The 24,377-nt window shown below is 68.8% G+C and carries 26 protein-coding genes; 12 read left to right on the top strand and 14 right to left on the bottom strand.

Annotated elements, in window-relative coordinates; all coding sequences use genetic code 11:
* Window positions 1-3 precede the first annotated feature (3 nt).
* From ACG01O_RS08920 to ACG01O_RS08910, 3 genes are read left to right on the top strand one after another with little or no spacing between them, the layout of a single operon-like run.
* Window positions 4-297 carry a septum formation initiator family protein gene (locus ACG01O_RS08920; RefSeq protein ID WP_394383650.1) on the top strand — a complete coding sequence of 98 codons (294 nt, stop codon included), beginning with the start codon at window positions 4-6 and terminating at the stop codon, window positions 295-297.
* Window positions 297-920, top strand: a complete 624-nt coding sequence (gene pnuC, locus ACG01O_RS08915) for a nicotinamide riboside transporter PnuC (protein ID WP_394383648.1) — start codon at window positions 297-299, stop codon at window positions 918-920. Before ACG01O_RS08920 ends, pnuC begins: the two co-directional genes overlap by 1 nt.
* Window positions 917-1,432: an AAA family ATPase gene (locus ACG01O_RS08910; RefSeq protein WP_394383646.1), complete on the top strand. Its 516-nt coding sequence runs from the start codon at window positions 917-919 to the stop codon at window positions 1,430-1,432. Before pnuC ends, ACG01O_RS08910 begins: the two co-directional genes overlap by 4 nt.
* Here ACG01O_RS08910 and hslO read toward each other — a convergent pair.
* Together hslO and ACG01O_RS08900 are read right to left on the bottom strand one after the other, a co-directional pair.
* Window positions 1,426-2,382, bottom strand: coding sequence for an Hsp33 family molecular chaperone HslO (gene hslO / locus ACG01O_RS08905; protein WP_394383644.1), 957 nt, complete (start codon window positions 2,380-2,382; stop codon window positions 1,426-1,428). The two genes, ACG01O_RS08910 and hslO, sit on opposite strands and share 7 nt — an antisense overlap.
* Window positions 2,379-2,903 (bottom strand): gamma carbonic anhydrase family protein, encoded by a 525-nt coding sequence (locus ACG01O_RS08900; RefSeq protein ID WP_394383643.1) that lies wholly within the window; start codon window positions 2,901-2,903, stop codon window positions 2,379-2,381. Before ACG01O_RS08900 ends, hslO begins: the two co-directional genes overlap by 4 nt.
* 42 nt (window positions 2,904-2,945) lie before the next feature.
* Between ACG01O_RS08900 and ACG01O_RS08895 the strand changes: the two genes are divergently transcribed.
* The 7 genes from ACG01O_RS08895 (at window position 2,946) to ACG01O_RS08865 (ending at window position 10,065) form a co-directional block, all read left to right on the top strand.
* Window positions 2,946-3,731: a ferritin-like domain-containing protein gene (locus ACG01O_RS08895; RefSeq protein WP_394383641.1), complete on the top strand. Its 786-nt coding sequence runs from the start codon at window positions 2,946-2,948 to the stop codon at window positions 3,729-3,731.
* Complete coding sequence (locus ACG01O_RS08890) at window positions 3,731-4,648, top strand: DMT family transporter (RefSeq protein WP_394383639.1); 918 nt, start codon at window positions 3,731-3,733, stop codon at window positions 4,646-4,648. The genes ACG01O_RS08895 and ACG01O_RS08890 overlap by 1 nt, the downstream gene beginning before the upstream one ends.
* Before the next feature lie 38 nt (window positions 4,649-4,686).
* Window positions 4,687-6,003: an omega-aminotransferase AptA gene (aptA, locus tag ACG01O_RS08885; RefSeq protein WP_394383637.1), complete on the top strand. Its 1,317-nt coding sequence runs from the start codon at window positions 4,687-4,689 to the stop codon at window positions 6,001-6,003.
* Window positions 6,004-6,068: 65 nt separating this feature from the next.
* Window positions 6,069-7,238 carry an esterase-like activity of phytase family protein gene (locus tag ACG01O_RS08880; protein WP_394383636.1) on the top strand — a complete coding sequence of 390 codons (1,170 nt, stop codon included), beginning with the start codon at window positions 6,069-6,071 and terminating at the stop codon, window positions 7,236-7,238.
* 64 nt (window positions 7,239-7,302) lie between these two features.
* Window positions 7,303-8,190 (top strand): DMT family transporter, encoded by an 888-nt coding sequence (locus tag ACG01O_RS08875; RefSeq protein ID WP_394383634.1) that lies wholly within the window; start codon window positions 7,303-7,305, stop codon window positions 8,188-8,190.
* A gap of 31 nt (window positions 8,191-8,221) precedes the next feature.
* A complete protein-coding gene (locus ACG01O_RS08870; protein ID WP_394383632.1) occupies window positions 8,222-9,073 on the top strand; it encodes a PIG-L deacetylase family protein in 852 nt (283 codons plus the stop codon).
* Window positions 9,070-10,065 (top strand): succinylglutamate desuccinylase/aspartoacylase family protein, encoded by a 996-nt coding sequence (locus ACG01O_RS08865; RefSeq protein WP_394383630.1) that lies wholly within the window; start codon window positions 9,070-9,072, stop codon window positions 10,063-10,065. Before ACG01O_RS08870 ends, ACG01O_RS08865 begins: the two co-directional genes overlap by 4 nt.
* A gap of 28 nt (window positions 10,066-10,093) precedes the next feature.
* Here ACG01O_RS08865 and ACG01O_RS08860 read toward each other — a convergent pair whose 3' ends face one another.
* From ACG01O_RS08860 to ACG01O_RS08840, 5 genes are read right to left on the bottom strand one after another with little or no spacing between them, the layout of a single operon-like run.
* Window positions 10,094-10,723 carry a glutathione S-transferase family protein gene (locus tag ACG01O_RS08860; protein WP_394383628.1) on the bottom strand — a complete coding sequence of 210 codons (630 nt, stop codon included), beginning with the start codon at window positions 10,721-10,723 and terminating at the stop codon, window positions 10,094-10,096.
* On the bottom strand, window positions 10,720-11,598 hold the full coding sequence (yghU, locus tag ACG01O_RS08855) for a glutathione-dependent disulfide-bond oxidoreductase (RefSeq protein ID WP_394383626.1): 879 nt from the start codon (window positions 11,596-11,598) through the stop codon (window positions 10,720-10,722). Before yghU ends, ACG01O_RS08860 begins: the two co-directional genes overlap by 4 nt.
* Window positions 11,599-11,614: 16 nt before the next feature.
* Window positions 11,615-13,279, bottom strand: a complete 1,665-nt coding sequence (locus ACG01O_RS08850; protein WP_394383624.1) for a diguanylate cyclase domain-containing protein — start codon at window positions 13,277-13,279, stop codon at window positions 11,615-11,617.
* Window positions 13,276-13,728 (bottom strand): hypothetical protein, encoded by a 453-nt coding sequence (locus ACG01O_RS08845; protein ID WP_394383623.1) that lies wholly within the window; start codon window positions 13,726-13,728, stop codon window positions 13,276-13,278. Before ACG01O_RS08845 ends, ACG01O_RS08850 begins: the two co-directional genes overlap by 4 nt.
* Window positions 13,729-13,732: 4 nt before the next feature.
* Complete coding sequence (locus ACG01O_RS08840) at window positions 13,733-15,025, bottom strand: hypothetical protein (RefSeq protein ID WP_394383621.1); 1,293 nt, start codon at window positions 15,023-15,025, stop codon at window positions 13,733-13,735.
* Between the two features lie 138 nt (window positions 15,026-15,163).
* Between ACG01O_RS08840 and ACG01O_RS08835 the strand changes: the two genes are divergently transcribed.
* Together ACG01O_RS08835 and ACG01O_RS08830 are read left to right on the top strand one after the other, a co-directional pair.
* On the top strand, window positions 15,164-15,805 hold the full coding sequence (locus ACG01O_RS08835; RefSeq protein ID WP_394383619.1) for a DsbA family oxidoreductase: 642 nt from the start codon (window positions 15,164-15,166) through the stop codon (window positions 15,803-15,805).
* A 105-nt stretch (window positions 15,806-15,910) separates the two neighbouring features.
* The gene (locus ACG01O_RS08830; RefSeq protein ID WP_394383617.1) at window positions 15,911-16,906 is read left to right on the top strand and encodes a recombination-associated protein RdgC; all 996 of its coding nucleotides are present in this window, start codon (window positions 15,911-15,913) and stop codon (window positions 16,904-16,906) included.
* Between the two features lie 37 nt (window positions 16,907-16,943).
* On the opposite strand, the gene ACG01O_RS08825 is transcribed toward ACG01O_RS08830, so the two are convergent.
* From ACG01O_RS08825 to ACG01O_RS08795, 7 genes are all read right to left on the bottom strand, one after another.
* Window positions 16,944-17,414 carry a CYTH domain-containing protein gene (locus tag ACG01O_RS08825; protein WP_394383616.1) on the bottom strand — a complete coding sequence of 157 codons (471 nt, stop codon included), beginning with the start codon at window positions 17,412-17,414 and terminating at the stop codon, window positions 16,944-16,946.
* Window positions 17,404-18,654 (bottom strand): DEAD/DEAH box helicase, encoded by a 1,251-nt coding sequence (locus ACG01O_RS08820; RefSeq protein ID WP_394383614.1) that lies wholly within the window; start codon window positions 18,652-18,654, stop codon window positions 17,404-17,406. The genes ACG01O_RS08825 and ACG01O_RS08820 overlap by 11 nt, the downstream gene beginning before the upstream one ends.
* A gap of 83 nt (window positions 18,655-18,737) precedes the next feature.
* On the bottom strand, window positions 18,738-19,304 hold the full coding sequence (locus tag ACG01O_RS08815) for a methylated-DNA--[protein]-cysteine S-methyltransferase (protein ID WP_394383613.1): 567 nt from the start codon (window positions 19,302-19,304) through the stop codon (window positions 18,738-18,740).
* A gap of 33 nt (window positions 19,305-19,337) precedes the next feature.
* Window positions 19,338-20,372 carry a tRNA dihydrouridine(20/20a) synthase DusA gene (gene dusA, locus ACG01O_RS08810; protein ID WP_394383611.1) on the bottom strand — a complete coding sequence of 345 codons (1,035 nt, stop codon included), beginning with the start codon at window positions 20,370-20,372 and terminating at the stop codon, window positions 19,338-19,340.
* Window positions 20,369-22,330: an acyltransferase family protein gene (locus ACG01O_RS08805; protein ID WP_394383609.1), complete on the bottom strand. Its 1,962-nt coding sequence runs from the start codon at window positions 22,328-22,330 to the stop codon at window positions 20,369-20,371. Before ACG01O_RS08805 ends, dusA begins: the two co-directional genes overlap by 4 nt.
* Window positions 22,327-23,445 carry an enoyl-CoA hydratase/isomerase family protein gene (locus tag ACG01O_RS08800; RefSeq protein ID WP_394383608.1) on the bottom strand — a complete coding sequence of 373 codons (1,119 nt, stop codon included), beginning with the start codon at window positions 23,443-23,445 and terminating at the stop codon, window positions 22,327-22,329. Before ACG01O_RS08800 ends, ACG01O_RS08805 begins: the two co-directional genes overlap by 4 nt.
* A complete protein-coding gene (locus ACG01O_RS08795; protein WP_394383606.1) occupies window positions 23,442-24,320 on the bottom strand; it encodes a DMT family transporter in 879 nt (292 codons plus the stop codon). The genes ACG01O_RS08800 and ACG01O_RS08795 overlap by 4 nt, the downstream gene beginning before the upstream one ends.
* Between the last annotated feature and the right edge of the window lie 57 nt (window positions 24,321-24,377).

Genomic DNA, 24,377 nt, shown 5'->3' with positions numbered 1-24,377 from the left:
GCCTTGAAGGTCCTGGCCCTGGTGCTGGTCGCCTTCTTGGTGGCCATCCAAGCCCAACTCTGGATGGGTCGGGGCAGCCTTCCCTATGTCGCCCACCTCCGGGAGGAGGTGGCGGCAGCGCACGCGGACAACGACAAGGCCCGCGCGCGCAACGCCCAGCTTCAGGCCGAACTGCGTGACCTGCGCGAAGGCCTGGAGATGGTGGAAGAAAAAGCCCGCTTCGAGCTGGGCATGATCAAGTCCGACGAGGTGTTCATCCCCGTCACGCCCACCGCCGCCTCCGCCGGCAAGCGCTGATGCTGGCCACGCTTTGGGCGGCGCTGCTGGCGCCTGCGTTCACCGCGCTCGGCAGCCCGATTTCCTGGCTGGAACTCATCGCATTCGTGCTGGCGGTGTGGATGGTCGTGTGCAACATGCGCGTGCACCTGCTGGCCTGGCCGCTGGCCCTCATCAGCTCGTTGATGTACTTCGCGCTCTTCCTGGACGGCAAGCTCTACGGTGAAGCCGGCCTGCAACTGCTGTTCGCAGCGTTGGCCGGCTGGGGCTGGTGGCAATGGCGCTTCGGCCGCGCAGCCGACGGGCAAGCGCTGAAGGTGCGCCGCCTCGGCTGGGCCGGCCTGCAGCGGCCGGTGCTGCTGACGCTCGCCGCCTGGCCGCTGCTGGGCCTGTTCCTGGCGCGCATGACCGACAGCCCCCTGCCCTACTGGGACGCCTTCCCGACGGTGGCCAGCCTGCTCGGCCAATGGCTGCTGGCGCGCAAGTACGAGGAAAACTGGCCGACCTGGATCGTAGTCAACACCGTTAGCGTCGTGCTGTTCGGCCTGAAGGGCTATTGGCTGACGGTGGTCCTTTACGCCGGATTCATCCCGATGAGCGTGATGGGCTGGCGCGCGTGGCGGCAGGCGCGGAGGCCGGCTTGATCGTCGCCTTGCTGGGCGCGGAGTGCACGGGGAAGTCCACGCTGGCGGCGCAGTTGGCCGCGTCGCTGGAGGCTGCCTTGGTGCCCGAGTACCTGCGCACCTGGTGCCTGCAACATCAACGCACACCGGCCCAGCACGAACAGGCGGCCATCGCAGCCGCGCAAGCGGCCCAAATCGCCGAGGCCGCCCGCACACACCCGCACGTCATCTGCGACACCACGCCGCTGATGACGGCCGTGTTCAGCCAGCACTACTTTGCCGACGACAGCCTGCTTGCGCCGGCCTTGGCCAAGCACCGACAGTGCGCCTTGACCCTGCTGTGCGCGCCCGACCTGCCGTGGCAGGCGGACGGTTTCCTGCGCGACGGCCCGGCCGTGCGCGAGGCGATCGACCAGCGCCTGCGCCACGTGCTGCGCGCCGCCCAACTGCCCTGGGTCGACATCGCCGGCACCCCCACCGAGCGCCTGGCGACCGCACTTACGGCCATCCAGGCCGTGCAATCCGCTCACTGAATCGTTGCGCCGCCCTCGGGCTGCTGCCCGGCCGGTGTGAACAGCGCACCCACATCCACCGCATCAAAGCGGTAGTGCCGACCGCAGAAATCGCAGCCGATCTCCACGTCGCCGCGCTCGGCCAGCACGCTGTCCACCTCCTCGCGGCCCAGGCCCAGCAGCATCTGGCCCACGCGTTCGCGCGAGCAGGTGCAGGCAAAGCGCGGCGCCTGGGGTTCAAAGCGCGTCACGGTTTCTTCCCAGAACAGCCGGCGCAAGATGGTGTCAGCGTCCAGCGTCAGCAACTCTTCTGAGGTGAGCGTGCCGGCCAAGATGGCGATGCGGTTGAACGCATCGGACAGGCCGATGTCGTCCTCGTTCTTCTTGCCTTCCAGGTTGCCTTCGCCTTCCACCGGCAGGCGCTGGATGAGCAAGCCGGCCGCGATGTCACCGTTGGCTGCCAGCACCAGCTTGGTGTCCAACTGCTCGGACTGCAGCATGTAGTGCTCCAGCACCTCGCTCACCTTTTGCAGCGGCTCGCGCTGATCGCCGTGCAACGGCACGACGCCCTGGTAGGGCTGCTGGCCGGGCAGCTTGTCCTTCGGGTCCAGCGTGATGGCGCAGCGGCCCTGGCCGCGCAGGTTCACCATGGCCTCCAGCGAGGCGCCTGGTGCCACCTCGCCCACGCATTTCGCCGTGGTGCGAAACGCCAAGTCCGGCTGCACCTCGGCCACGGCCACTTTCACCGGGCCATCGCCAAAAATCTGCAGCACCACCGCGCCATTGAACTTGATGTTGGCCTGCATCAGCACCGCCGCTGCGCTCATCTGGCCCAGCAGGTCACGCAGTTCGGGCGGGTATTCCTGGCCGGGCTCACGCCGTGCCAGCACCTCGCGCCAAGCGTCGGTCAGACGCACCAGCATGCCGCGCACGGGCAAACCATCGAACAGGAATTTATGGAGTTCGCTCATCGGATTCTTTTCAAGCCAGCGCCGTAGCGGCGGCCGTTGTTCACGTAATGGGAGGCGCTGGCTTTCAGGCCGGCAATCTGCGCTTCAGTCAGCTCGCGCACCACCTTGGCCGGTGCGCCGACGATCAGCGAGCCGTCGGGGAATTCCTTGCCCTCGGTCACCAGCGCGCCGGCGCCCACGATGCAGTTGCGGCCGATGCGGGCGCCATTCAAGACCACCGCCCCGATGCCGATCAGGCTTTCATCGCCGATCGTGCAGCCGTGCAGCATCACCTGGTGGCCCACGGTCACGCGCTCGCCGATGACGAGCGGGAACCCTGTGTCGGCATGCAGCACCGAGCTGTCTTGAATGTTGCTGCCGGCGCCGATGGTCAGCGAGTCACTGTCGCCGCGCAGCACGGCGTTGAACCAGACGCTGACGTCCTCGCCCAACGTCACGCGGCCAATCACCTCGGCGCTGTCTGCCACCCAGGCGCTGTCGGCCACGTCGGGGATGTGCTCGTCGAGCTGGTAAATCGCCATCGCGGGCCTCCCTGCAAAAACGCGAATTCTAAAATTGCGGGAATGTCCGAACTTCGTCTGGCCACGCTCGGCCCTTTGTTGACCGCCGACGCGCCCGCGAAAGCTGCCGCCACGCTGGCCCTGCCCACCACCCTGCCGGTCAACCCGACTGCACTCATCGACGCGCCGCCGGGCATTCCGGGCCGGCCGGCACGGCCACAGCTCGTGCCCCACATTCGCCTGAAGCCGCCTTCCATGCGCACGCCGGCTGGCGTTGCCGCGCTGGTGCACAGCATCGCGCACATCGAGCTCAACGCCATCGACCTGGCGCTCGACATCTGCTGGCGCTTCCCCGGCATGCCCGAGGCCTTCTACCGCGACTGGCTTCGCATCGCCCAGGAAGAAGCCACGCACTTCACGCTGCTGCGCAACCACCTGCTGACGCTGGGTTTTGACTACGGCGACTTCGACGCCCACAACGCGCTGTGGGACATGGCCGAGCGCACCCAGCACGACCTGCTGGCCCGCATCGCCCTGGTGCCCCGCACGCTGGAGGCCCGCGGCCTGGATGCCTCGCCCGCCGTGCGCGCCAAGCTCGTGGGTGCGGGCGACCACGCGGCGGGCGCGATCCTCGACGTGATCCTGCGTGACGAAATCGGCCACGTGGCGGCGGGCAACCGCTGGTACCGGTACGTGTGCGAGCAACGCGGGCTGGAGCCGGTCAGCACCTATGCCGAACTGGCCGCCCGCTACCAGGCGCCCCGCCTGCGCGCGCCCTTCAACCTCGAAGCCCGCCGTGCGGCCGGTTTCGACGAGGCGGAACTGACCGCCCTGCAACAAGGCCATTGATGTCCCGCTTTCAAGCCAACCTCCTGCTGACCCTCGTCGCCCTGATCTGGGGCTCGGCCTTCGTGGCCCAGGCCCACGGCATGGCCGATGTGGGCCCACTGCTGTTCACGGGCGTGCGCTTCCTGATCGGATCGGCCGTGGTGCTGCCGCTGGCCGTGTTGGAGTGGCGGCGCCTGGGTCGCGAGGGCCGGCCGCTGTCGCGGCTGGACGGCTGGCACATCGCCGGCCTCGGCGGCTTGATGACGCTGGGCGCGGTGATGCAGCAGGTGGGCATCCAGTTCACCAGCGTCACCAATGCCGGTTTCCTCACGGCCGTGTACGTGCCGCTGGTGCCGGTGCTGTCGTGGCTGCTGCTGCGGCAGGTGGCGCACTGGTCGGTGTGGCCTGCGGCTGCGGGCTGCTTGGTGGGCGCGTTCCTGCTGTCGGGCGCGCATGAATTGCGCATCGGCCTGGGCGACCTGTGGGTGCTGGGCTCGGCCGTGCCCTGGGCGGTGCACGTGCTGATGGTCGGCCGCTGGGCGGACCGCATGGGTGCGCCCTTTCTCGTGGCGAGTGGTCAATTCGCGGTGTGCGGGGTGTTGTCGCTCGTCGCAGCCTTCGTGATGGAGCCAGACGGGTGGACGGGAATCGAAGCCGCGGCCGGGCCCATCCTGTACACCGGCGTGCTGTCGGTGGGCGTGGCGTTCACGGCGCAGGTGGTGGCCCAGCGCTACGCGCATGCGGCCGACGCCGCCATCATCCTCTCGTCAGAGACGCTGTTTGCCGCCGCCTTTGGGTATGCGCTGTTGGGCGAACGGCTGAACGCCGCCGGCCTGCTCGGTTGCGGGTTGATGCTGGGCTGCATCTTGCTGGTGCAGCTGATGCCGCTGGTGGGAACCCTCAGGCGTCGGCAAATTCTGACCACTCCGTCAAATTAGCTTTTAGACTGCCCGCCGCAGATGCACAGGAGCCCCGCATGAGCGCTGATGTTTCCAAGCTGGATGCCTATTGGATGCCGTTCACTGCGAACCGGCAGTTCAAACAGGCCCCGCGCCTGTTGACCCAGGCCGATGGCATGTTCTTCCGCGACGACAAGGGTCGCGAGGTGCTGGACGGCATTGCCGGCCTGTGGTGCGTGAATGCCGGCCACAACCGGCCCAAGATCGTGCAGGCCATCCAGCAGCAAGCGGCCGAACTGGACTTCGCACCGCCTTTCCAGATGGGCCACCCCAAGGCCTTCGAGCTGGCCGAGCGCCTGGCGCAAATCGCACCGGCCGGCATGAACCGCGTGTTCTTCACCAACTCGGGCTCCGAGTCGGTGGACACGGCGCTCAAGATGGCCATCGCCTACCACCGCGTGCGCGGCGAAGGCGCCCGCACCCGACTGATCGGCCGGGAACGTGGCTACCACGGCGTGAACTTCGGCGGCATCTCGGTGGGCGGCATGGTGGCCAACCGCAAGATGTTCGGCAGCCTGCTCTCGGGTGTGGACCACATCCGCCACACGCACGACCCGGCGCGCAATGCGTTCTCGGTCGGCATTCCGCAGCATGGCGCCGAGTTCGCTGACGACCTGGAGCGGCTGGTGCAACTGCACGACGCGTCCACCATCGCGGCCGTCATCGTCGAGCCCGTGGCCGGCTCCACCGGCGTGCTGATCCCGCCGCAGGGCTACCTGCAGCGCCTGCGCGACATCTGCGACAAGCACGGCATCCTGCTGATCTTCGACGAGGTCATCACCGGTTTTGGCCGCACCGGCAACCCCTTCGGCGCGCAGACCTTCGGCGTCACGCCCGACCTGATGACGGTGGCCAAGGGCATCACCAACGGCTGCGTGCCGATGGGCGCGGTCTTCGCGCAGCAGAAGATCCACGACGCCTTCATGACCGGGCCCGAGCACCTGATCGAGTTCTTCCACGGCTACACCTACTCGGCCCACCCGCTGGCCTGCGCCGCGGGCCTGGCCACGCTGGACACCTACGCCGACGGCGACTTGCTGACCCGCGCCGCCCGCATGCAAGACGAGTTCGCCCAGGCCCTGCACTCGCTGCGCGACGAGCCCAACGTCATCGACGTGCGCAACATCGGCCTGGTGGGTGGCATCGAGCTCAAGCCCCTGGACGGCCAACCGGCCAAGCGCGCGTTCAACGTGTTCCTGGACTGCTGGGACCAGGGCCTGTTGATCCGCACGACGGGCGACACGATTGCGCTGTCGCCGCCGCTCATCATTGAAAGCAGCCACATCGAACGCATCATCGACACGCTGCGCAGTGCGCTGCGCCGGGCTGCCTGAAGCGGCCCAATCGGCAGGCACATCCACGGCCGCCGCGCGGGGCGCGAGCGGCACCAAGGAAAAGAATGAAGTCGTTGTTCCACCTGGCCGCTGTTGCGGCCTTTTCGTTGCTGGGCCTGGGCGCCCATGCGCAAACGCTGAGCTACCTCGGTCAACAGATCGTGCCCACGGGCACGCCGTTCCAGGGGGCGGCCGTGGGCGGTCTGTCCAGCCTGGACTACAACCCCGCAACTGGCCGCTACCTCGCCATCAGCGATGACCGCAGCGAGGTGGCACCGGCCCGCTTCTACGAACTGGCGCTGGACCTGAGCCAGTTCCGGCGCACCGCCACGCCGGGCAGCGACGGTGTGCGCTTCGTGGCCATGACCACGATTCAAGACCTCGATGGCCGCCCCTTCGGCCGCAACCGTGTCGACCCCGAAGGCCTGCGCCTGGACGCGCGCCGACAGCTCATCTACTGGTGCAACGAAGGCCAGCGCAAGAACGGCGATTTCCAGGCGCCGACGGTGCGGCGCATGAAGCCGGACGGCGCGCCGGCGGGTGCGTTCCCGGTGCCGAGCCATTACCTGCCGGCGGGCAGCGTGGGCGGCATTGCCGCCGGCGACATGGGCGTCTACAACAATCTCGCGTTCGAGAGCATTGCCCTCACGCCCGACGGCAAAACGCTCTGGACCATCACCGAAAACGCCTTGGCGCAAGACGACCTGCCCACGGCCGTGAACCGCCCCAGCCGCGCGCGCATGCTGTCATTTGACCTGGACACCGGCGCGGCCGGTGCCGAGTACGTTTACGAAGTGGGCCCGGTCGTGTTCGCCCCTGCCAAAGCCGGCGACTTCGCCACCAACGGCGTGGCCGACCTGCTGGCGCTGTCTGACCACCAGTTCATTGCCATCGAGCGCTCTTTCGCGGTGGGCGCGGCCACGCCCGGCCATGCCGCGCTGACGGGCAGGCCCACCAGCAACACCATCCGCCTGTTCCTGATCGACACCACCGGCGCCACCAACGTGGCGGGTTGGCCCACCCTCAAGGGGCGCGACGTGGTACTGGCCCGGCGCCAATTGCTGCTGGACCTGTCCACGCTGAAGAACGACGACGGCACGCCGCTGGCGGTGGACAACATCGAGGGCATCACCTTCGGGCCCACGGTGAATGGCAAGCGCACGCTGGTGCTGGTGTCGGACAACAACTTCAACCCCGAGCAGTTCACGCAGTTCGTCGCGCTGACCCTCGATTGATCCCTCGCGCGGCCACGCGAGGCTGAACGCGGGCGTCTCCCGCGCTCGGCCCGAAAATCTGTCCATGCATCCCATTCCCTGGCGGGCCTACGGCCTGCTCGCCGCGAGCACCAGCCTGGTTGGCAGCTACGTGGGTCTGTCCAAGCTGCTGGTGGCGGCATTCCCGGTGTTCTTGCTGGCCGGCCTGCGCTTCGGCATGGCCGCCCTGTTGATGCTGCCGTGGCTGAAGAAGCCCGCCCACGAGGCCCCGCTGGACGCCCGCTCGCGGCTGCTGTTGTTCCTGGAATCGTTCCTCGGCAACTTCCTGTTCTCCATCTGCATGCTGTTCGGCCTGCGGCAAAGCTCGGCCGTGGTGGCCGGGGTCATCATGGCCGGCATCCCGGCGGCCGTGGCGCTGCTCAGCTGGGCTGTGCTGCGTGAACGCCTGAGTGTGCGCACCCTGGCCGGCATCGCCTGTGCAGTGGGCGGCATTGCGCTGGTGGCCACCGGCAAGCACGGCGGGGCCGACACCACGCCGCTGGGCGCCCTGCTGCTGCTGGCCGCGGTGTTCTGCGAAGCCTGCTACGTGGTGATCGGCAAAAAACTCACCGCCGGGCTGGGCCCCAAGCGCATCAGCGCCCTCATCAACCTCTGGGGGCTGGTGCTGGTGACGCCGCTGGCCCTTTGGCAGGGCTTCAGCTTCGACTTCAGCGGGCCGCGTTGGCAAGACTGGGGCTTGTTGGGCTACTACGCCGCCACGGCCAGCGTCATCACCGTGTGGCTGTGGATGGCGGGCCTTCGGGGCCTGCCGGCGGCCCAGGCCGGCGTGTTCATGGTGTTCTTGCCGGTCAGCACGGCCTGCATCGGCTTGCTGCTGGGCGAAGGCCTGTCCGCGCTGCAAGCCATGGCGTACGGCCTGGCGTTGCTGGGCGTGCTGCTGGCCACCTGGCCCGCCCGTGCCGCCCAGCGCTGATGCCGCCCAAGCCGTGAACTAGGATGCCGGCATGCCGCTGGAAGCCGACCTCGCCCGCTGGGGCGAGCACCTGACCCAATTCGCCGCCCTGCTGGGCGCGCCGCCCGACCGCCACACCGCGCCGGCTCTTGAGGCCGCCCCCGGCCACTGCCTGGTGTTTGCGCCCCACCCTGACGACGAGTGCATCGTCGGCGCCCTGCCCCTGCGCCTGAAACAGGAAGCCGGCTGGCGCGTCACCAACGTGGCTGTGACGCTGGGCAGCAACCCCGACCGACGCGACGCCCGCTGGGCCGAACTGCAAGACGCCTGCAGCGTGCTCGGCTTTGACTGCGTCCGCGTCGGGACGGACGGCCTGAGCGATGTGCGCGCCGACACCGCCGAGCGAGACCCCACCTTGTGGACCGCCCACGTGCAGGCCCTGGTCGATGTGCTGGCGCAGCACCAGCCGCGCCTGGTGCTGGCCCCGCACGCGCTGGACGACAACCCCAGCCACCGCGGCGTGTGCCGTGCGGTGATGGAAGCGCTGGCCGCCCTCCGGGCGGACACCGTGCTGGCGCACACCGAGTTCTGGTCCACCCAGGCGCATCCGAACACGCTGGTGCAAACCAGCCTGGCCGACACCGCCCGCCTCATCACCGCGCTGGAGCGCCATACCGGCGAGATTGAGCGCAACCCTTACCACCTGCGGCTGCCCGCGTTTCTGGCCGACGCGGTGCGCCGCGGCGGCGAACTGCTGCTGGGTGCCGGCGAGGCGCCGCCGGATTACGCCTTTGCCACGCTGTACCGCCTGGTGGCCTACCGTGCCGGCCAGCCCGTGGCCGAACTGCCCCGCCGGCTGCTGCCCGCCGACCGCCCCCTCTCTTCTGCCCTGCTGACGCCATGACCACGCCCACCCGCCACCTTCGCATCCACCAGTACGCCGGCCTGCAACCGGGCCCGCGCCTGCTGGTGACCGCTGCCGTGCACGGCAACGAGGTTCATGGCACCCACGCCATGGCCGGCCTGATGCAAAAGCTCGACTCCGGCGAGCTGGTGCTGGAACGCGGCACGCTGACCTTCGTGCCCATCGTGAACCCGCTGGCCAACCAGCTGAACCGCCGCGAGGGCGACCGCAACCTGAACCGCAACCTGCGCCCGCCGGTCATTGCGCACGACTACGAAGACCGCATCGCCCGCGTGCTGTGCCCGCTGATTGCGCAGCACGACGGCATCCTGGACCTGCACAGCTTCCAGGGCAACGGCCCGGCGTTCGCCATGGTCGGCCCGCGCAACAACACGGGCGAGTTGGAGCCCTTCACGCAGGAAGCCACCGAATCGGCCCTGGCCGCCGCTCTGGGCGTGAGCCGCATCGTGGAAGGCTGGCTCTCCACCTACGCGCTGGGCCTGCAGCGCCGCCAGCTGCGCGACCACGACGGCTCGCGCCGCACCTCGCTCATCATCGACCCGCATTACGGCGTGGGCACCACCGAGTACATGCGCTCCACGGGCGGCTGGGCCATCACGCTGGAGTGCGGCCAGCACCTGGACCCGAACGGCCCCGAGGTGGCGCGCCTGGCCATCCTGCGCACGCTGGTGTTCCTGGGCATGGTGACGGCCGACGCGGTGGAGCCGCACCGCCCCGCACAGCCGCCTGAAGTGCTGCAGCTGTACGAAGTGATCGACCGCGAAGACATGGGCGACCAGTTCGCCCGCGAGTGGGCCAGCTTCGATGCGATTGCCAGCGGCCAGACCATTGGCACCCGCGCCAGTGGCGAAGCCGTGCTGGCGCCCAGCGAGGGGCGCATCGTGTTCCCCAACGTGAAGTCGCAGCCGGGCACGGAATGGTTCTACCTGGCGCGGCCGAGCGACCGCCTGCTGCCCCACAACGGCGCCTGAACACGCCGGGCAGCCCCGGCGAGGCCGGTCAGCCCATCGTGCCGCGCGCCTGCATGGCCTCTCGCCAACGCAGCAGGTGCGGGTGCTCCTCGCCGGGCTTCACCTTCACCACCCGCGCAAAGTCCACAGCCACCACGGCGGTGATGTCGGCGATGCTGAACTGACCGGCCGCGATGAACTCGCGCCCCTCCAGGTGGGCGTTCAAGCTGGCCATGAAGTGATGCAGCCGCGCCAAGCCGCGCTCGGCCAGGGCCGGAATCTGCGCGTAATCCACCGGCCCGGGCAAGGCGCGGTTCACCATGGCAGGGGTGCTGTTGCGCAGGGCTTCGGCAATCGCCATCAGCCCCTCGAACTCGACACGCCACTGCCAGCTGGCGATCTCGGCCTTGTCCAGCGCGGTGCGGCCCAGCAGCGGGGGCTCCGGAAAGCGCGCCTCCAGGTAGGCCGCGATGGCGGCGTTGTCGGTCAACACCGGGCCTTCGCCGGTCACCAGGGCCGGCACGGTGCATTGCGGGTTGATGCGGCGGAAAGCCTCGCCCAGTTGCTCACCGGCGCGCAGGTCCACCTGCACCGTGGTGTGCGGCACGCGCTTTTCCGCCAGCAGGATGCGGGCGCGGCGGGGGCTGGGCGCGGTGGCGCAGTCGTAGAGGGTGATCATGGCTGGGGCAGGAGCTTGTCTTGCGTGCGGGTGTCGAAGTCGCTGGCGTCGTGCCGCTCATGCAGCTGGCTGGCGGGGTCGCCAAAGGTGCGGTTGACCTTGCGGCCCCGCTGCACCGCCGGGCGCTGGGCGATCTGGTCCGCCCAGCGCAGCACGTGCGTGTATTCATGCACCGACAAGAACTCCCCTGCCCCGTACAGCTGGCCTTTGGCCAGCGCGCCGTACCAGGGCCACACCGCCATGTCAGCGATCGTGTAGGCGTCGCCCGCCAGGTACTCGCGCTCGGCGAGGTGGCGGTTCAGCACGTCCATCTGGCGCTTCACTTCCATCGCGTAGCGGTTGATGGGGTACTCCAGCTTCTCCGGCGCGTAGGCATAGAAGTGGCCGAAGCCGCCGCCCAGGAAGGGCGCGCTGCCCATCTGCCAGAACAGCCAGCTCAGCGTCTCTGCGCGGGCAACGCCGTCGCGGGGCAGGAAGGCGCTGCCGAACTTCTCGGCCAGGTACACCAGGATGGCGCCGGACTCGAACACCCGCACCGGCGCGACGCCGGGCCCACCACTGTGGTCCATCAACGCAGGGATCTTGGAGTTGGGGTTGGCCGCCACGAAGCCGCTGCCGAACTGCTGCCCCTCATGGATGCGGATCAGCCATGCGTCGTACTCGGCGCCGGTGTGGCCCAGGGCCAGCAGCTCTTCCAGCATCACCGTGACCTTCACGCCATTGGGCGTGCCCAATGAGTAGAGCTGCAGCGGATGCTGCCCCACGGGCAGGGCTCGCTCGTGGGTGGGGCCGGCGATGGGGCGGTTGATGCTGGCGAAGGCACCGCCGCTGGCGGTGTCCCAGGTCCAGACCTGGGGCGGGGTGTAAGCGGTCATGGGCGTTGACGGTGGATCAAGCCGTCAACGCTAGCGCAAAAGCCATTTTCCCGTTGCGCTTCACGTGATACAGCGCCTCGTCGGCGGCATCCACCAGCGCCTTCACGTCGCGGCCATGGCGCAGCAGGCAGGCCACCCCGATGCTCACGCCCACGCGCGCCACGCGGCCGGTGCTCAGGGTGATGGGCTGCGAGAGCCCGTCGATCAGTTCGCGCATCACGCGGCCCAGCACCTCGTCGCCCGGACCCACATCGCGCAGCGCCACCAAAAACTCATCGCCGCCCAAGCGTGCCACCAGGTCAGACGAGCGGCGCACCGCCACGCGCATGCGTTCGGCACAGGCCACCAGCACCTCGTCGCCGCTGGCGTGGCCCAGCGTGTCGTTGATTTGCTTGAAGCCGTCCAGGTCGATGCAGGCCACGCACAGCGGCGCCCCGCGGGCCTGCGCGTCCACCACCAGCCGCTCCAGCGTGGCTTGGCCAGCGGCGCGGTTCTTCAGTTGGGTCAGGCCATCGTGCTCGGCCTGGTGGCGCACCGCGTTTTCGTCGGTCTTGCGGTCGGTGATGTCGTAGATCACCCCTTCAACCGTTTGCGCTTGGGCGTGCTGAACCGAAATCAGGCAGTGCACCCAGCGCGACTCTTCGCCCTGCTGCACCAGCTCCAGGTCGGCCGACACGGTTTCGCCGTTGCGCACCGCGTCGTCGATCATCTGGCGCACCTGATCCGGCCGGTGGAACACGCGTTCGATGAAGTCCGACTCGCTCAGCCCCTTCAGCTCTTTCATCGACATGCCCACCACGCGCGACACCGTGGGGTTGCCGTTGATCAGCCGGCCGCCTTCGTTCAGCACAAAGATGCCGGCGCTGCTGGAGTCGAAGATCTGCCGGTACTGGGCCTCCATGGCCTCCACCTCGGCGCGCAAATGCCGCTCGGTCAGCAAGGCGCGCTCGTTCGATTCCAACAGCGCATTCGCGCCGGCAATCAGCACGCCAATCTCGTCCGCCGCGTGGCCAGCGGGCGTGTCGAGCCGCTCACCCGACCCGGGCGTCATGCGCCGCAGGGCACTGGCCAATCGCACGATGGGCCGAGACACCAAGCGCGCGGCCAACAGGTACAGCACCAAAGCGAGCAACGCGGCCTGCCCTGCCATGGCAGCCGCCAGCGTGTAGGCCTCGCGGTCGGCGTCGGCCTGCACCTGAGCGTCGTTCAAGTGCACCTGCAGTTGCCCCAACTGCTCGTGGGCGTCGAACGGCGACACCAGCGGCCGCAAGATGACGCTGGCATGGGCCGGCGGGTGCCGGGGCGCGCCGGCGCGCTGCGCTTGCACCAGGGCACGCCCATCCGCCGCCACCACGGCAACGGTGTCCACCAACTCGTTGCGCGCCAAGCCGTCGGCCACCTCCTGCAGCAGCACGGGGTCCTTGGCGTAGGCGCCGATGGCCAGGGTTTTCTCCACCGCGGTGGCCAATGCCTCCACGCTTTGGCGGCTGCTGTTCAGCGCGCGAGCCTGCCCCAAGTGGTAGGCCAGGGTGGCTGCGCCCAGCGCCAGCACGGCCGCAGCCAGGAACATCAGCGCCATGAAGCGCAGTTGCAGGCTGTGGGCCCCGCGCACTCGGAATGAAGGGCGGGCCGGCGTGGCCGCAGCGGCCTTCGGCGGATTCGTCGACAGCGGAGTCGTCACTTCGCAGGCTCTTTGATCACCAGCACCGTGCGCAGCCCGGCATCGCTGGGCTCCTTGCTCAGCCAGCCCAGGGCGCTGGGGTTGCGGCGCAGCAGGTTGGCCACGGCGGTTTCGTCGGGCAAGGCTTGCGGCGGCACGCTTTGGCCGGAGAACATCAGGCGCGACCAGTAGCTGTTGACCTGCGCCACGCTCATGCCGGTCAGCGCCTCGTAGAACGCGGCGCGGCGGGGGTTGTCGCGGGGCAGGTCAAAAATCAGCGCGAAGTCGCCGTTGGAGAACGCCCGGCTGCGTCCCATGAACAGGTCCACGGCTTCTTTTTGCGTGAGGTTGCGCTGCGGGTTGCTGGTGTGCACCACGACATAGAAGTCTGCGCGGGCCGGCAAGGCCCACAGACAGGCCAGCGCCACGGCCAGCAGCGCGCGCAGTGAGGGGCGGGTCAGGCGGCTCATGGCGTCAGAAGATGAAGTCCAACACGGCCGAGGCCACACGGCTGGTGGTGGCCGGCGCGCCGGCCGGTGCGCCGCTCCACAGGCCCGAGCCCTGCGCACCGGTGCGCACCTGGTCCCACTGCAGCTTCAGCGCGGCCTGGGGGTGCAGGTCCCAACGGGCGCCCAGCGTCCAGGTGGACTGCACCACGCGCGATGCGTTCATGCCGTTCACCACCGCCTGCGCCAGGCCTTGGGCGCCCGCCGCAGCGGCCGGCCCCACGATGGGCGTCAGCACGGGGGCCCAGCTGGGCGTGGCCAGCAGCGGCAGTTCGTCGCGCGACTGGCCGTAGCCCACGTAAGGCGTCCAGTCGCCCACGCGGCGGCCCGCAGTGGCGTAGGCCGAGGTGCGCCGGCTCAGCGGCATGGCGATGGTGCGCACCCACTCGGCGCTGTACTGCCAGTCGCCCTGCTCATAGCGCAGCCCCAGCTCCAGGAAGGTGCCGCGCAGGGGCGAGGCCCCGAGGCGCTGGCGCAGGTCACGGGCGCCGTCTGCAATGCTCGGAATCGGAATGGCGGCCAGCTGCGTCAGTGCGTCGATGGCGGGCTGCGAGTCTGTGGTGTCGGTGTGCAGCGTGGTGCGTGCGGCGCCGGCGCGCAGCAGCCAACCGCCCTCCTCGCGCGAGACCATGGCGGTCACCACACGGCGCAGCCAGCCCGGGCGTTGCAGGTCGCTGTCCCCGAAGTGCGAGGACCCGACGGCCACCTTGGCGCGCCACTGGGCGTCGCCCTGCATCCAGCTGCGCGCCACGTCGCCGCCGTCCAACGCCGTGGGCAACGGGGCGTACAGATCCACCGGCGGTCGCGCCGTGAGGTAGCCGTAACCGACGTTGCGATAGTCCGCCATCAAGAAGGCGTCCAGGTTCACGCGGCCCAGACGCAGGCTCCAGTCCGGCGTGGGCCGGTAGCTGAGGTAGGCCCACTCCACGGCGTCTTGGTCGCTGGCGTGCTGGCCGCGCTTGCGCGCCAAGACCTGCACCACGCCTTCCAACTGCGGGCTCCAGGCGTAGTTCAGCTGCAAACCCAGGCGCGAGTCGACATCGTGCCGCCAACGGCCGCTGTCAGCGGCCTCGGTCATCTCCCGCCGGTAGCCCCAGCCATCAGGCGCATCGACATGCACCAAGCCCAAGGTGCCGAAGCCCGACACGCGCAACGGCGACGCCGCCGCGCCGCCCTCCACCTGGGCGCAGGCCAGCGCAGGCAGGGCCACGGTCAGCATCGCCAGGCGCGCCGGCCAACGTTTGCACAAAGATCTCGCCATGACGGCGAGTTTGCAGGAAGGCGCCCCCTGCGCACCACCCGTGGCCCCACCACGCGGAGGCGGATGCGCAACCTCGTCACATTCTTGAAGGCCTTGCGGCCCGCCGGGTCGCGCGGCGGCGCCGGACAATTCCGCGCCATGCGCATTGACTTCATCTCCGACATCGTTTGCCCCTGGTGTGCGATTGGCCTGCTGTCGCTGGAGGCTGCCGCGGCACGCATCCCCGGCTTGACGCTGGACCTGCATTTCCACCCCTTCGAGCTCAACCCCGACATGGCGCCCGAGGGCGAAGACATCGACGAGCACTTGGGCCGCAAATACGGCGCCTCACCCGCACAGATGGCCGGCACCCGCCAGGCGATCCGCGACCGCGGGGCCGAGCTGGGCTTCACCTTCGCCATGCAGGCCCGCAGCCGCATCTACAACACCCGCGACGGCCACCGCCTGCTGCATTGGGCCGGCGAGCACCACGGCCCGGCCGCCCAGCGCCAGCTCAAGCTGGCCTTGCTGCAGGCCTACTTCACACACGGCCGCGATGTGTCTGACACCGCTGTGCTGTTGGACGTGGCCACCGCCGTGGGCCTGCCCACAGATGCAGCCCAAGCCGTGCTGGCCAGCCGCGAGTTCGACGCTGAAGTGGCCGCCGCCGAGCAGCAAATCCAGCGCCAGGGCATCTCGGGCGTGCCCGCCATCGTGCTGAACCAGCAGCACCTGATCCAGGGCGGCCAGTCCGTCGAGGTGTTCGAGAAGCTGCTGCGCCAGGTGATGGCCGGCGCCTGATTCCGCCGCCACCGCCGCAAGTCGGCCGGGCAGACCTGAGACAATCCCGTCCGATTCCCGACACCCCAAGCCCGCCGCTGGCGGGCTTCTTGTTTCTCAAGCGCCATGTTCAAGAACCTGATCACCTACCGCATTGGCGAAGGCTGGCAGACCGACGCCCAGCAGCTCGCCGAACAACTGGCCAAGGAGCCCTTCCTCGCCTGCGCCCCCACCCAGCCGCTCGCCGTAGGCTGGGCCCCGCCGCGCGGCATCGAGCACGCACCGCTGGTGGAAGTGGTGGACGGCCACTGGCTCATCAAGCTCAAGCGCGAACAGCGCCTGCTGCCCTCCTCCGTGGTGCAGGAGCGCGTGGACGAGTTGGCCGAGCACATCGAGGAAACCACCGGCCGCAAGCCCGGCAAGAAGGCCAAGAAGGACCTCAAGGAGCAGGCCACGCACGAGTTGCTGCCGCGCGCCTTCACCAAGACGTCGGCCACCCAGGTGTGGATCGCGCCGGCCCAGGGCCTGTTGTTCGTGGACGCGGGCTCCAGCAGCCGCGCCGACGAAGTGATCACCCTGCTCATCCAGGCCAGCCCCGGGCTGTCGCTGCACCTGGTGCAGACGGCCGAAAGCCCGGCCGCGTGCATGGCGGCCTGGCTGCTGGACGGCGTGACGCCCGAAGGCTTCCAGATCGAGCGCGAGTGCGAGCTCAAGGGCAGCGACGAAGAAAAGCCGGTGGTTCGCTATGCGCGCCACCCGCTGGACATCGACGAGGTGCGCGCCCACCTGACCAGCGGCAAGATGCCCACGCGCCTGGCGCTCAGCTACAAGGACCGCGTGGCCTTCACGCTGACCGAGGCGTTCGGCATCAAGAAGATCAGCTTCCTGGACCTCGCCTTCGAGGGCCGTGCCGAAGCCAGCGGCGACGAAGCCTTCGACGCCGACATGGCGCTGGCCACGGGCGAGCTCAGCGGCTTGATCCCGGCGCTGATCGAAGGCCTGGGCGGCGAACACGACTTTGCGGCCGCCGGGACGCCCGCCTCTGCGGCGGCGGCCCCGGGTGCCACGCCGGCGCAGGCCTTGTCTGCCGAACCGCTGGCCGAGGGCGAAGCGCCCTGGTGAACCGACGCTGAACGCCCGAGCCGGCGGTTCAGAGACGTCAGCGCACCCAGGTGCTGAACGGGTGCACCGCCAGGTTGGCGTTCACGTAACGGCCGTCTCCGGTGACCTCCTGGCCCACCCAGGCGGGTCGCTCAAAGGCCTGGTCTTCCGACTGCAATTCCAGCTCCGCCACCACCAAGCCGGCGTTGGCGCCGAGGAATTCATCCACCTCCCAGGTCATGCCCGCGTGCAGGCACAGGTGGCGCAGCTTCTCGACGACCGGGCCGTCGCACAGCGCCAGCAGCGCCTGGGCATCGGCCACCGGCACGGCGTACTCGAACTCCGCGCGGCTCGCGCCCTGCGTGCGGCCCTTGATGGTGAGAAAGGCGGCGTCCCCCGCCACACGCACCCGCACCGTGCGGGCCGGATCCCGGCTGAGATAGCCCTGGCTGAAGCGCGTGGACTGCGTCACCGCCTCCCGCCAGCCCGAGTCCGCCACCAGGAACTTGCGCTCGATCTCAATGCCCATCGGGTGTGCCTCCGGCGCGGGCGGCCGCCTCGCGCAGTTTGTCTTTCTTGCTCTTGCGGGTGGCGCTCTTGATGCCGCCGGTGGCCTGCGCCTCGGTGGCCACCGCCTGCGGCGCGAAGCCCTCCAGTTGCTCACGCGACACCCGCTGGCCCTGGCGCTTCTCGATCAGGCGGAAATGGCTTTCGGCGTTCTCCGGGCTGTCAGCGCAAATGAAGCTCACCGCGGTGCCCTCGGCGCCCGCGCGACCGGTGCGGCCGATGCGGTGGGTGTAGTCCGCCGCCGAGCGGGGCAGCTCGTAGTTGACGACCGCGTCCAGCCCATCGACATGCAAGCCGCGCGCCGCCACGTCCGTGGCCACCAGCACATCCACCGTGCCGGCTTTCAGCGCCGCCAGCACATCACGGCGCGCTCCCTGGCTCAGTTCTCCATGCAGCACGCCCGCCTTGAAACCGTGGGCGAACAGCTTGTCAGACACCAGGTCCGCCGTGTAGCGGCTGGCCACGAACACCAGCGTGCGGCGCCATCCGGCGGTCTTGAGCAACTGCCGCAGCGCCGGCAAACGCTGGGCGCGATCGAGTTGCAGGGCACGCTGCACGATCTGCGGCGGGGCTTCGTCCACCCGCACCTGCACCGGGTCGACCAGCAGGTCCGCCGCCATGGTTTGCACCGCCGGCGGGCAGGTGGCCGAAAACAGCAGGGTCTGGCGCCGTGCAGGCAGCTGCGCCAGCACGCGCTCGCGCTCTTCCGCAAAGCCCGCAGCCAGCAGGCGGTCGGCCTCGTCAAGGACCAGCAGTTCCACCTGCGACAGGCGCAGGCCGTTGTGGTCCAGCAAGTCCAGCAGTCGGCCCGGGGTGGCCACCATCACATCGCAGCCGCCTCTGAGTGCCATGAGCTGGGGGTTGATGGACACGCCGCCGAACGCCAACGCCACGCGGGGCCGATGCAGCAGCCGCGCCGCCAACTCGCGCAGCAGCGTCGCGGTTTGGATGGCCAACTCGCGCGTGGGCGCCAGCACCAAGGCCCGAGGCCCGGCACCCGGCGGCGCGCTGGCAAGGCGCTGCAGCAACGGCAAGGCGAAGGCGGCCGTTTTACCGGAGCCGGTGTGCGCCAAGGCCAGCACGTCGCGCCCAGCCAGGATGGGGGGCAAGCTCGCCACCTGAATGGGCGTGGGTGCGTGGTAGCCCTGCTCGCGCACCGCGCGCAGCAAGGCAGGGGTCAAGCCCAGGGAAGAAAAGGACATGCCCGATTGTCGGCGCTGCCGCCGCCCTCTGACATCGCCTGCCGCAGGCTCATGCAGCGGGGTGCAGGTTGCTGCCGTCCGCGTCAGAACAGTGCGGGTTGCTCGCCCGCCCATTGGCCCACGGCGCGGGCCTCCAGCACGAGCAGCCGCTGCTTGGTGACCACGCCGCCGGGCGCAGAGAAGCCAGTCAGCGCGCCACTGGCGCCCATCACGCGGTGGCAAGGCACGATGGGCGGAAACGGATTCTCCGCCTGCACCCGCCCCACGGCGCGCGCCGCGCCTGGCTGCCCCAACGCCACGGCCAACTCGCCATAGGTGCGGGTCTCGCCCTGGGGAATGGCCCGCGTCAGCGCATGCACCTGCCGATGAAACGCCGGCACGTCGCGCTCGTCCAGCACCACGTCGCTCAAGTCAGCCCGACGGCCGGCCAACAGGTCGCGAACACCGGCCACCACGCGCTGCATCGCGTCCGGGAGGTTCGCTTCCTGCACGGGTTGGGCTTGGGGGTACCGGCGCTCGAGGTCGGCCCAGCTGACCGGCGGCAAGCGGCTGGCCACCACGCCCAACTCGCTCCAGACCAACCCGCACGGGCCCAGATCGGTGTCAAACACGCAAGCGCCCAAGCCGCCAGCCAGGGCGGCCTCGGTCATTCCCTGAGGCGAACCGTCACTCGACACGGTGCGTCACGCGGCTCCGCGCACCGCGCTTTCGGCGGCAACGCCCGACAGCCGCGCCGCACGCGCCTGCGCCGCCACGTCGCGCGGCGGCAAGGCCTTGAGCCGATGGTCACTCCACACCTGGCGCCAACGGCGCGCGCCGGGTGTGCCGTTCCACAGGCCCAACGCGTGGCGCATCGCATGCGCCCAGGAGCGCCCGGACGCATGCACGCGGTCCAGGTAGTCCAGCCACGCGTCTTCCACGGCTTCGCGGTCGGGCGCGGGGTCGGGCTGGCCGAAGAAGCGCGAATCCCACTGCGACATGCTCCACGGCTCGTGATAAGCCTCGCGGCCGATCATCACGCCGTCCACCACGCGCAGTTGCTCGGCAATCTGGTCAGGCGTCTTGAGGCCGCCGTTGACGGCAATGGTGAGCCCCGGGAAGTCACACTTGAGCTGGGCCACGATCTCATAGCGCAGCGGCGGAATTTCGCGGTTTTCCTTCGGGCTGAGGCCCTGCAGCCAGGCGTTGCGCGCGTGGACGATGAACACCTCGCAGCCAGCCGCGGCCACGGTGCCCACGAAGTCGCGCACGAACTCGTAGCTCTCGATCTTGTCGATACCGATCCGGTGCTTGACCGTGACCGGCAGCGCGGTGGCATCCCGCATGGCCTTCACGCAATCGGCCACCAACTGCGGCTCGTTCATCAGGCAGGCACCAAAGGCCCCTTTCTGAACACGCTCGCTCGGGCAGCCGCAATTCAGGTTCACCTCGTCATAACCCCAGCGCTCGGCCAGTTTGGCGCACGCGGCCAGGTCGTCGGGCTCACTGCCGCCCAGCTGCAATGCCACCGGATGCTCCTCGGCGTTGAAGTCGAGATGCCGCCCCTGGTCGCCATGAATCAACGCGCCCGTGGTCACCATCTCGGTGTACAGCAAGGCGTGGCGGGTGATCAGACGATGGAGGTAACGGCAATGCCGATCCGTCCAGTCCATCATGGGCGCCACGGAGAGGCGCCAGGGGCTGGCAATGCCCAGGCCTTCGGACTGCATCGGGTTCATGGCGAAGGGTTGGGAGGAATGAGTTCAGATAGGATCGGCTTCAGCACTGGGGCAAGGTCGCTTGAGAAGGCTTCAGTCAAATGATTCCGATCCTTGAAGAACACCCGGCCCTCCGCCGAAGTGGGGCAAGCGCTGGACTGGCACAGGTGGGCGCTGAGGTCGATATAGCGCACGCCGTGCGGGCTCAGCGTGGCGAGTTCGGTCCTCACCCAGCCACCGATCCGGCGCTCTTCTTCCGCGGCCGCATAGGTGCAGGCCTCCCCCAACGACCAGCCGCGCCAAGCCGCCCGTGCATGGCACAGGGGCACATCAAAGCCCGGAAAGGGAATGTCACGCAGATAGCCGATGGCGGCACCGGTTCGTTTCAACCGGGTCACGGTGTCCGCCAAGCCAGATTTCCAGATGTCCAGGGACAACTCGTAGCCTGTCGAGTTGGCCAGCAAAATGACGTCTGGCTTCAGGGCTTCAACCCTTTCGAACATGCGCTCGCGCCAGACGTCGCACTCGCGATAGGGGGCGAACGTCGTGTACACCGCCACGTGCGCCGACACGGACGGGCACGCGGATTTGGTCAACACGTGCAAGCGAAACCCTTGCTCGTCGGCCAGCCGCCGCAGGGCGGGAAACCATTGGGCGGCATGCGAATCACCGAACAGCACCACGGTGCGCTGGGCATCCGCCGGACCGAACTCGCAAGGCGGCTGGTCCACAGCCGGAGCCAACACGAGGCAACCTGTCTTCTCGACCTGGTCCCAGCGCGCGGCCTGGATGAACGCTTGCTGCTCCGGCCCAACCGTGACCTGGCGCCGAATGCCTTGTGTGGCACCGACCAGCAGCACACACAGCGCCAGTCCTGCCGCGTTGATTTGCTTGGGTGACCAGCCCTGCAGCCGGACATGGATGAAGGGCTGCTCCACGCCACGGTAAGACAACCAGCCCAGACCAATCGACAACGCGATGGCGCCGCCCGTCCACCACGCGCCGGGCTGCGGCACCAGCATGGTCAACAAGATGAGCACGGGCCAGTGCCACAGGTAGATCGAGTAGGAACTGTCTCCCACCCAGCGCAGCCAACGCATCTGCAGCAAGCGGCCCACCGAGGTCGATTGCTGCTGCTGAGCGACGATCAGCAAACCAGCCGCGCACAGCACCGGAATGGCTGCCCAGGCCCCTGGGTATCGCATGCGCCCTTCAAACCCCCAGGACACAACCGCCAGCACAACCACGGCCACCGCACCGAGCGCCGACACGACCGCAGGCCGCCACGCAGTGACCTTGGGGGCGATCAGCATCACCGCCATGCCGACGGCGAATTCCCAGATGCGAAACGGCGTCAGGAAGAAGGCGTACTTGTAGTTGACCAGGGACATCCACACGCAAGCCGTGAAGCTGAGACTCCCCAGCCCCAACACCAGTGCCGTGGTCGCCGCCCGGGCGCCCAGCCGGGCGATTCGGGCGGTGGCGATCAGCAGCAACGGCCAGAACAGGTAGAACTGTTCTTCCACCGCCAGCGACCAGAGGTGCAGCAGCGGATTGGCTTCGGTATGGCCACCGAAGTAGTCAGTCGGGCGACTGGCGAACCAGAGGTTGATGGCGTACAGCGCCGCGGCACGCATCGAGGAAAAAAGCTCGTCTTGCTCCTGGGGGGCGTACAGCCAGCGCACCCCGACCAAGGTGACTGCCATCAACACCGCCACGGCTGGCAGCAACCGCCGCACGCGGCGGCCGTAGAAAGCCCACAGGTCGATGTGCTGGTTTCGATCCAGTTCGCGCAGCAGCAGGCCACCAATCAGGTAGCCAGAGATCACAAAGAACACGTCGACGCCGACGAAGCCGCCACCGAAGCCGGGCACTTCGGCGTGGTTCAGCAGCACCAACAGGATGGCCACCCCGCGCAGGCCCTGGATGCCCAGGTTCAAGCGGTGCGCCACGCCTGCGGGCTCCGCCAGGCGGGTCACTTCAGATCCTTCAGCGGATGTTCAGCCGCCGCCCACGGGCTCACGAAGAACCGCGCCACCTCGGCCGGGTCCACGTCGGCGACGTTGCCGGGGCGCCAGCGCGGCGCGTGGTCCTTGTCCACGGCAAGGGCGCGAATGCCTTCCACGGTTTCGCTCTCGGTGGCGCCGCCACGCAGATGGAAGCTGTGGTGCACCAGGTCGCGTTCCAGCCGCAGGTCCTCCGCCAGGCTGAGGTGACGGCCCCGGCGCACCAGTTCCAGCGCCACCGCCATCATGACGGGCGACCGCTTGCGCAGCGTCTGAGCGGTGTCGCGCGCCCAGTCATCACCGGCGGCGTCAAGTGAGGCCAGGATCTCGGCCACCGACGCGGCGCCGAAGTGGCGGTCGATGCGCTCGGCAGCCGCCTTGGGGTCGGACGCAGGCGCCAGGTCGGCCCGCTCCATCACGGTCGCGACCACGTGCTCGGCCGTGGGCTGCGGGCGAGTGGTGAGCGCGGCCACCAGGTCCGGCCATTGGGCAGCAGGCACGTAGACGTCACCCAGACCCCATTCGATGGCGTCTCCGGCGGCAATCGCATGGCCCGTGAGTGCCATCCATTCGCCCACATGGCCGGGGCACTGGGCGAGGAAGTAGCCGCCGCCGACGTCCGGGAACAGGCCGATGCCGGTCTCAGGCATCGCGAGCTTGGACCGGTCGCTCAGCACGCGGAGCTTGGCACCCTGGCTGATGCCCATGCCGCCGCCCATGACGATGCCGTCCATCAGCGCGATGTACGGCTTCGGGTAGGCATGGATGAGGTGATTGAGCCGGTATTCCTCGGTGAAAAAGTCTTCCAGTGAGGCGTCACCGGCATGGGCGGCCTGGTGGAAGAAGCGGATGTCGCCCCCCGCACAGAACGCCGGCGGCTTGCCCTCGCGCCCCGCGCCCAGCACGGCCACGGCCTGGATCTCGGGCCGACTCGCCCAGTGCTGCAGCAAGGTGGTGATGTCGCGCACCATGCCCAGCGACAGGGCATTCAGGGCTTGCGGCCGGTTCAGGGTGATCAGGCCCAGGCAGCCATTCACCGACGCCACGATCTGGCCGTCGGACACGAGGGGCGGAAGCAAGTCGTTCATGTGTTTTTCGATACCAAGGAATCCGAGGGCGGCGCGAGCCACGCGTTGGCCAGCAACGCCAGCAGGACAAGGCTACCGCCGATGAGTGCAGCGGTGCCAGGGTGTTCGCCCGCGAACACCCAAGCCCAGAGGACGCCCAAGAGCGTTTCCGCCTGGCCGAGCAGGGCCAACTCATGCCCGGGCAGTTCGCGCGTCAAACGCACCGCCAGCAGGCAAGGCACCGCCAGTTGGAACACGCCCAGAAAGCCCAGCAGCGCCAGGTCATGGGTCTGCGCCTGCAACGGCCAGGCCAAGGGCAGCGTGGCGCCGGCCGACAACACCGCCCCGAGCAGCACGGCCGGCAGCATGTCGGCGCCGTCCGTTTCGCCTGCCTTCTGAAGCAGGCACCAGTTGACGGCAGCCGCCAGAGGCACCGCCAAGGCCACGGCCACACCCGCGAGCCCGCCACGCGCATCGGCCTGCTGGCCGAACATCCACGCAATGCCAATGCTGGCCACCGCGATGGCGATCCAGGTGCGCAGCGCGATGGCCTGCTTCAGAAACACCCGCGCCAGCAACGCGGTGAGCAAGGGGCCGAGGGACATGGTGACCAGCACGTTGGCCACGGTCGTCAAGGACAGGGCGACCATGAAGGCCGTGTACATCACGCCCCAGCAGACGCCCGACGTCCAGACGGTCGTATCGCGCAAGCGGCTGAACAAGCCGCGTCCCCGCATCACGCCCAGGATCAGCACCAGCGCCAGCGCGTTGAATGCACTGCGCCAGAAGGTGATCTCGAAGCCGCGCGCTGCGTCGAGATGCCGCGTGACCACGCCCGCCGAACTCCACATCAGCGTGACCAGCAGCATCAGCAACACAGCGCGACGGTTACTCATCAAGAAGAGCGCCCCTGAAGAGGGGCGCGGGCAGTCATCTGACTAGTGCCCCCTCTT

This window comes from Pelomonas baiyunensis, from assembly GCF_043555935.1.
GTDB classification, from domain to species: domain Bacteria; phylum Pseudomonadota; class Gammaproteobacteria; order Burkholderiales; family Burkholderiaceae_C; genus Pelomonas; species Pelomonas baiyunensis.
The sequence above is the reverse complement of the archived record's forward strand: the minus strand, read 5'-3'. Positions and strand labels throughout refer to the sequence as shown.

Excerpts from the sequence above, each read along its gene's own strand:
- ACG01O_RS08875 (WP_394383634.1), top strand. The coding sequence starts at position 7,303 with ATGCATCCCATTCCCTGGCGGGCCTACGGCCTGCTCGCCGCGAGCACC.
- ACG01O_RS08845 (WP_394383623.1), bottom strand. The coding sequence starts at position 13,728 with ATGAGCCGCCTGACCCGCCCCTCACTGCGCGCGCTGCTGGCCGTGGCG.
- ACG01O_RS08825 (WP_394383616.1), bottom strand. The coding sequence starts at position 17,414 with ATGGGCATTGAGATCGAGCGCAAGTTCCTGGTGGCGGACTCGGGCTGG.
- ACG01O_RS08900 (WP_394383643.1), bottom strand. The coding sequence starts at position 2,903 with ATGGCGATTTACCAGCTCGACGAGCACATCCCCGACGTGGCCGACAGC.
- ACG01O_RS08890 (WP_394383639.1), top strand. The coding sequence starts at position 3,731 with ATGTCCCGCTTTCAAGCCAACCTCCTGCTGACCCTCGTCGCCCTGATC.
- ACG01O_RS08795 (WP_394383606.1), bottom strand. The coding sequence starts at position 24,320 with ATGAGTAACCGTCGCGCTGTGTTGCTGATGCTGCTGGTCACGCTGATG.
- ACG01O_RS08860 (WP_394383628.1), bottom strand. The coding sequence starts at position 10,723 with ATGATCACCCTCTACGACTGCGCCACCGCGCCCAGCCCCCGCCGCGCC.
- dusA (WP_394383611.1), bottom strand. The coding sequence starts at position 20,372 with ATGAACCCGATGCAGTCCGAAGGCCTGGGCATTGCCAGCCCCTGGCGC.
- yghU (WP_394383626.1), bottom strand. The coding sequence starts at position 11,598 with ATGACCGCTTACACCCCGCCCCAGGTCTGGACCTGGGACACCGCCAGC.
- ACG01O_RS08830 (WP_394383617.1), top strand. The coding sequence starts at position 15,911 with ATGTTCAAGAACCTGATCACCTACCGCATTGGCGAAGGCTGGCAGACC.
- pnuC (WP_394383648.1), top strand. The coding sequence starts at position 297 with ATGCTGGCCACGCTTTGGGCGGCGCTGCTGGCGCCTGCGTTCACCGCG.
- ACG01O_RS08840 (WP_394383621.1), bottom strand. The coding sequence starts at position 15,025 with ATGGCGAGATCTTTGTGCAAACGTTGGCCGGCGCGCCTGGCGATGCTG.
- ACG01O_RS08835 (WP_394383619.1), top strand. The coding sequence starts at position 15,164 with ATGCGCATTGACTTCATCTCCGACATCGTTTGCCCCTGGTGTGCGATT.
- aptA (WP_394383637.1), top strand. The coding sequence starts at position 4,687 with ATGAGCGCTGATGTTTCCAAGCTGGATGCCTATTGGATGCCGTTCACT.
- ACG01O_RS08880 (WP_394383636.1), top strand. The coding sequence starts at position 6,069 with ATGAAGTCGTTGTTCCACCTGGCCGCTGTTGCGGCCTTTTCGTTGCTG.
- hslO (WP_394383644.1), bottom strand. The coding sequence starts at position 2,382 with ATGAGCGAACTCCATAAATTCCTGTTCGATGGTTTGCCCGTGCGCGGC.
- ACG01O_RS08870 (WP_394383632.1), top strand. The coding sequence starts at position 8,222 with ATGCCGCTGGAAGCCGACCTCGCCCGCTGGGGCGAGCACCTGACCCAA.
- ACG01O_RS08895 (WP_394383641.1), top strand. The coding sequence starts at position 2,946 with ATGTCCGAACTTCGTCTGGCCACGCTCGGCCCTTTGTTGACCGCCGAC.
- ACG01O_RS08815 (WP_394383613.1), bottom strand. The coding sequence starts at position 19,304 with ATGACCGAGGCCGCCCTGGCTGGCGGCTTGGGCGCTTGCGTGTTTGAC.
- ACG01O_RS08800 (WP_394383608.1), bottom strand. The coding sequence starts at position 23,445 with ATGAACGACTTGCTTCCGCCCCTCGTGTCCGACGGCCAGATCGTGGCG.
- ACG01O_RS08865 (WP_394383630.1), top strand. The coding sequence starts at position 9,070 with ATGACCACGCCCACCCGCCACCTTCGCATCCACCAGTACGCCGGCCTG.
- ACG01O_RS08820 (WP_394383614.1), bottom strand. The coding sequence starts at position 18,654 with ATGTCCTTTTCTTCCCTGGGCTTGACCCCTGCCTTGCTGCGCGCGGTG.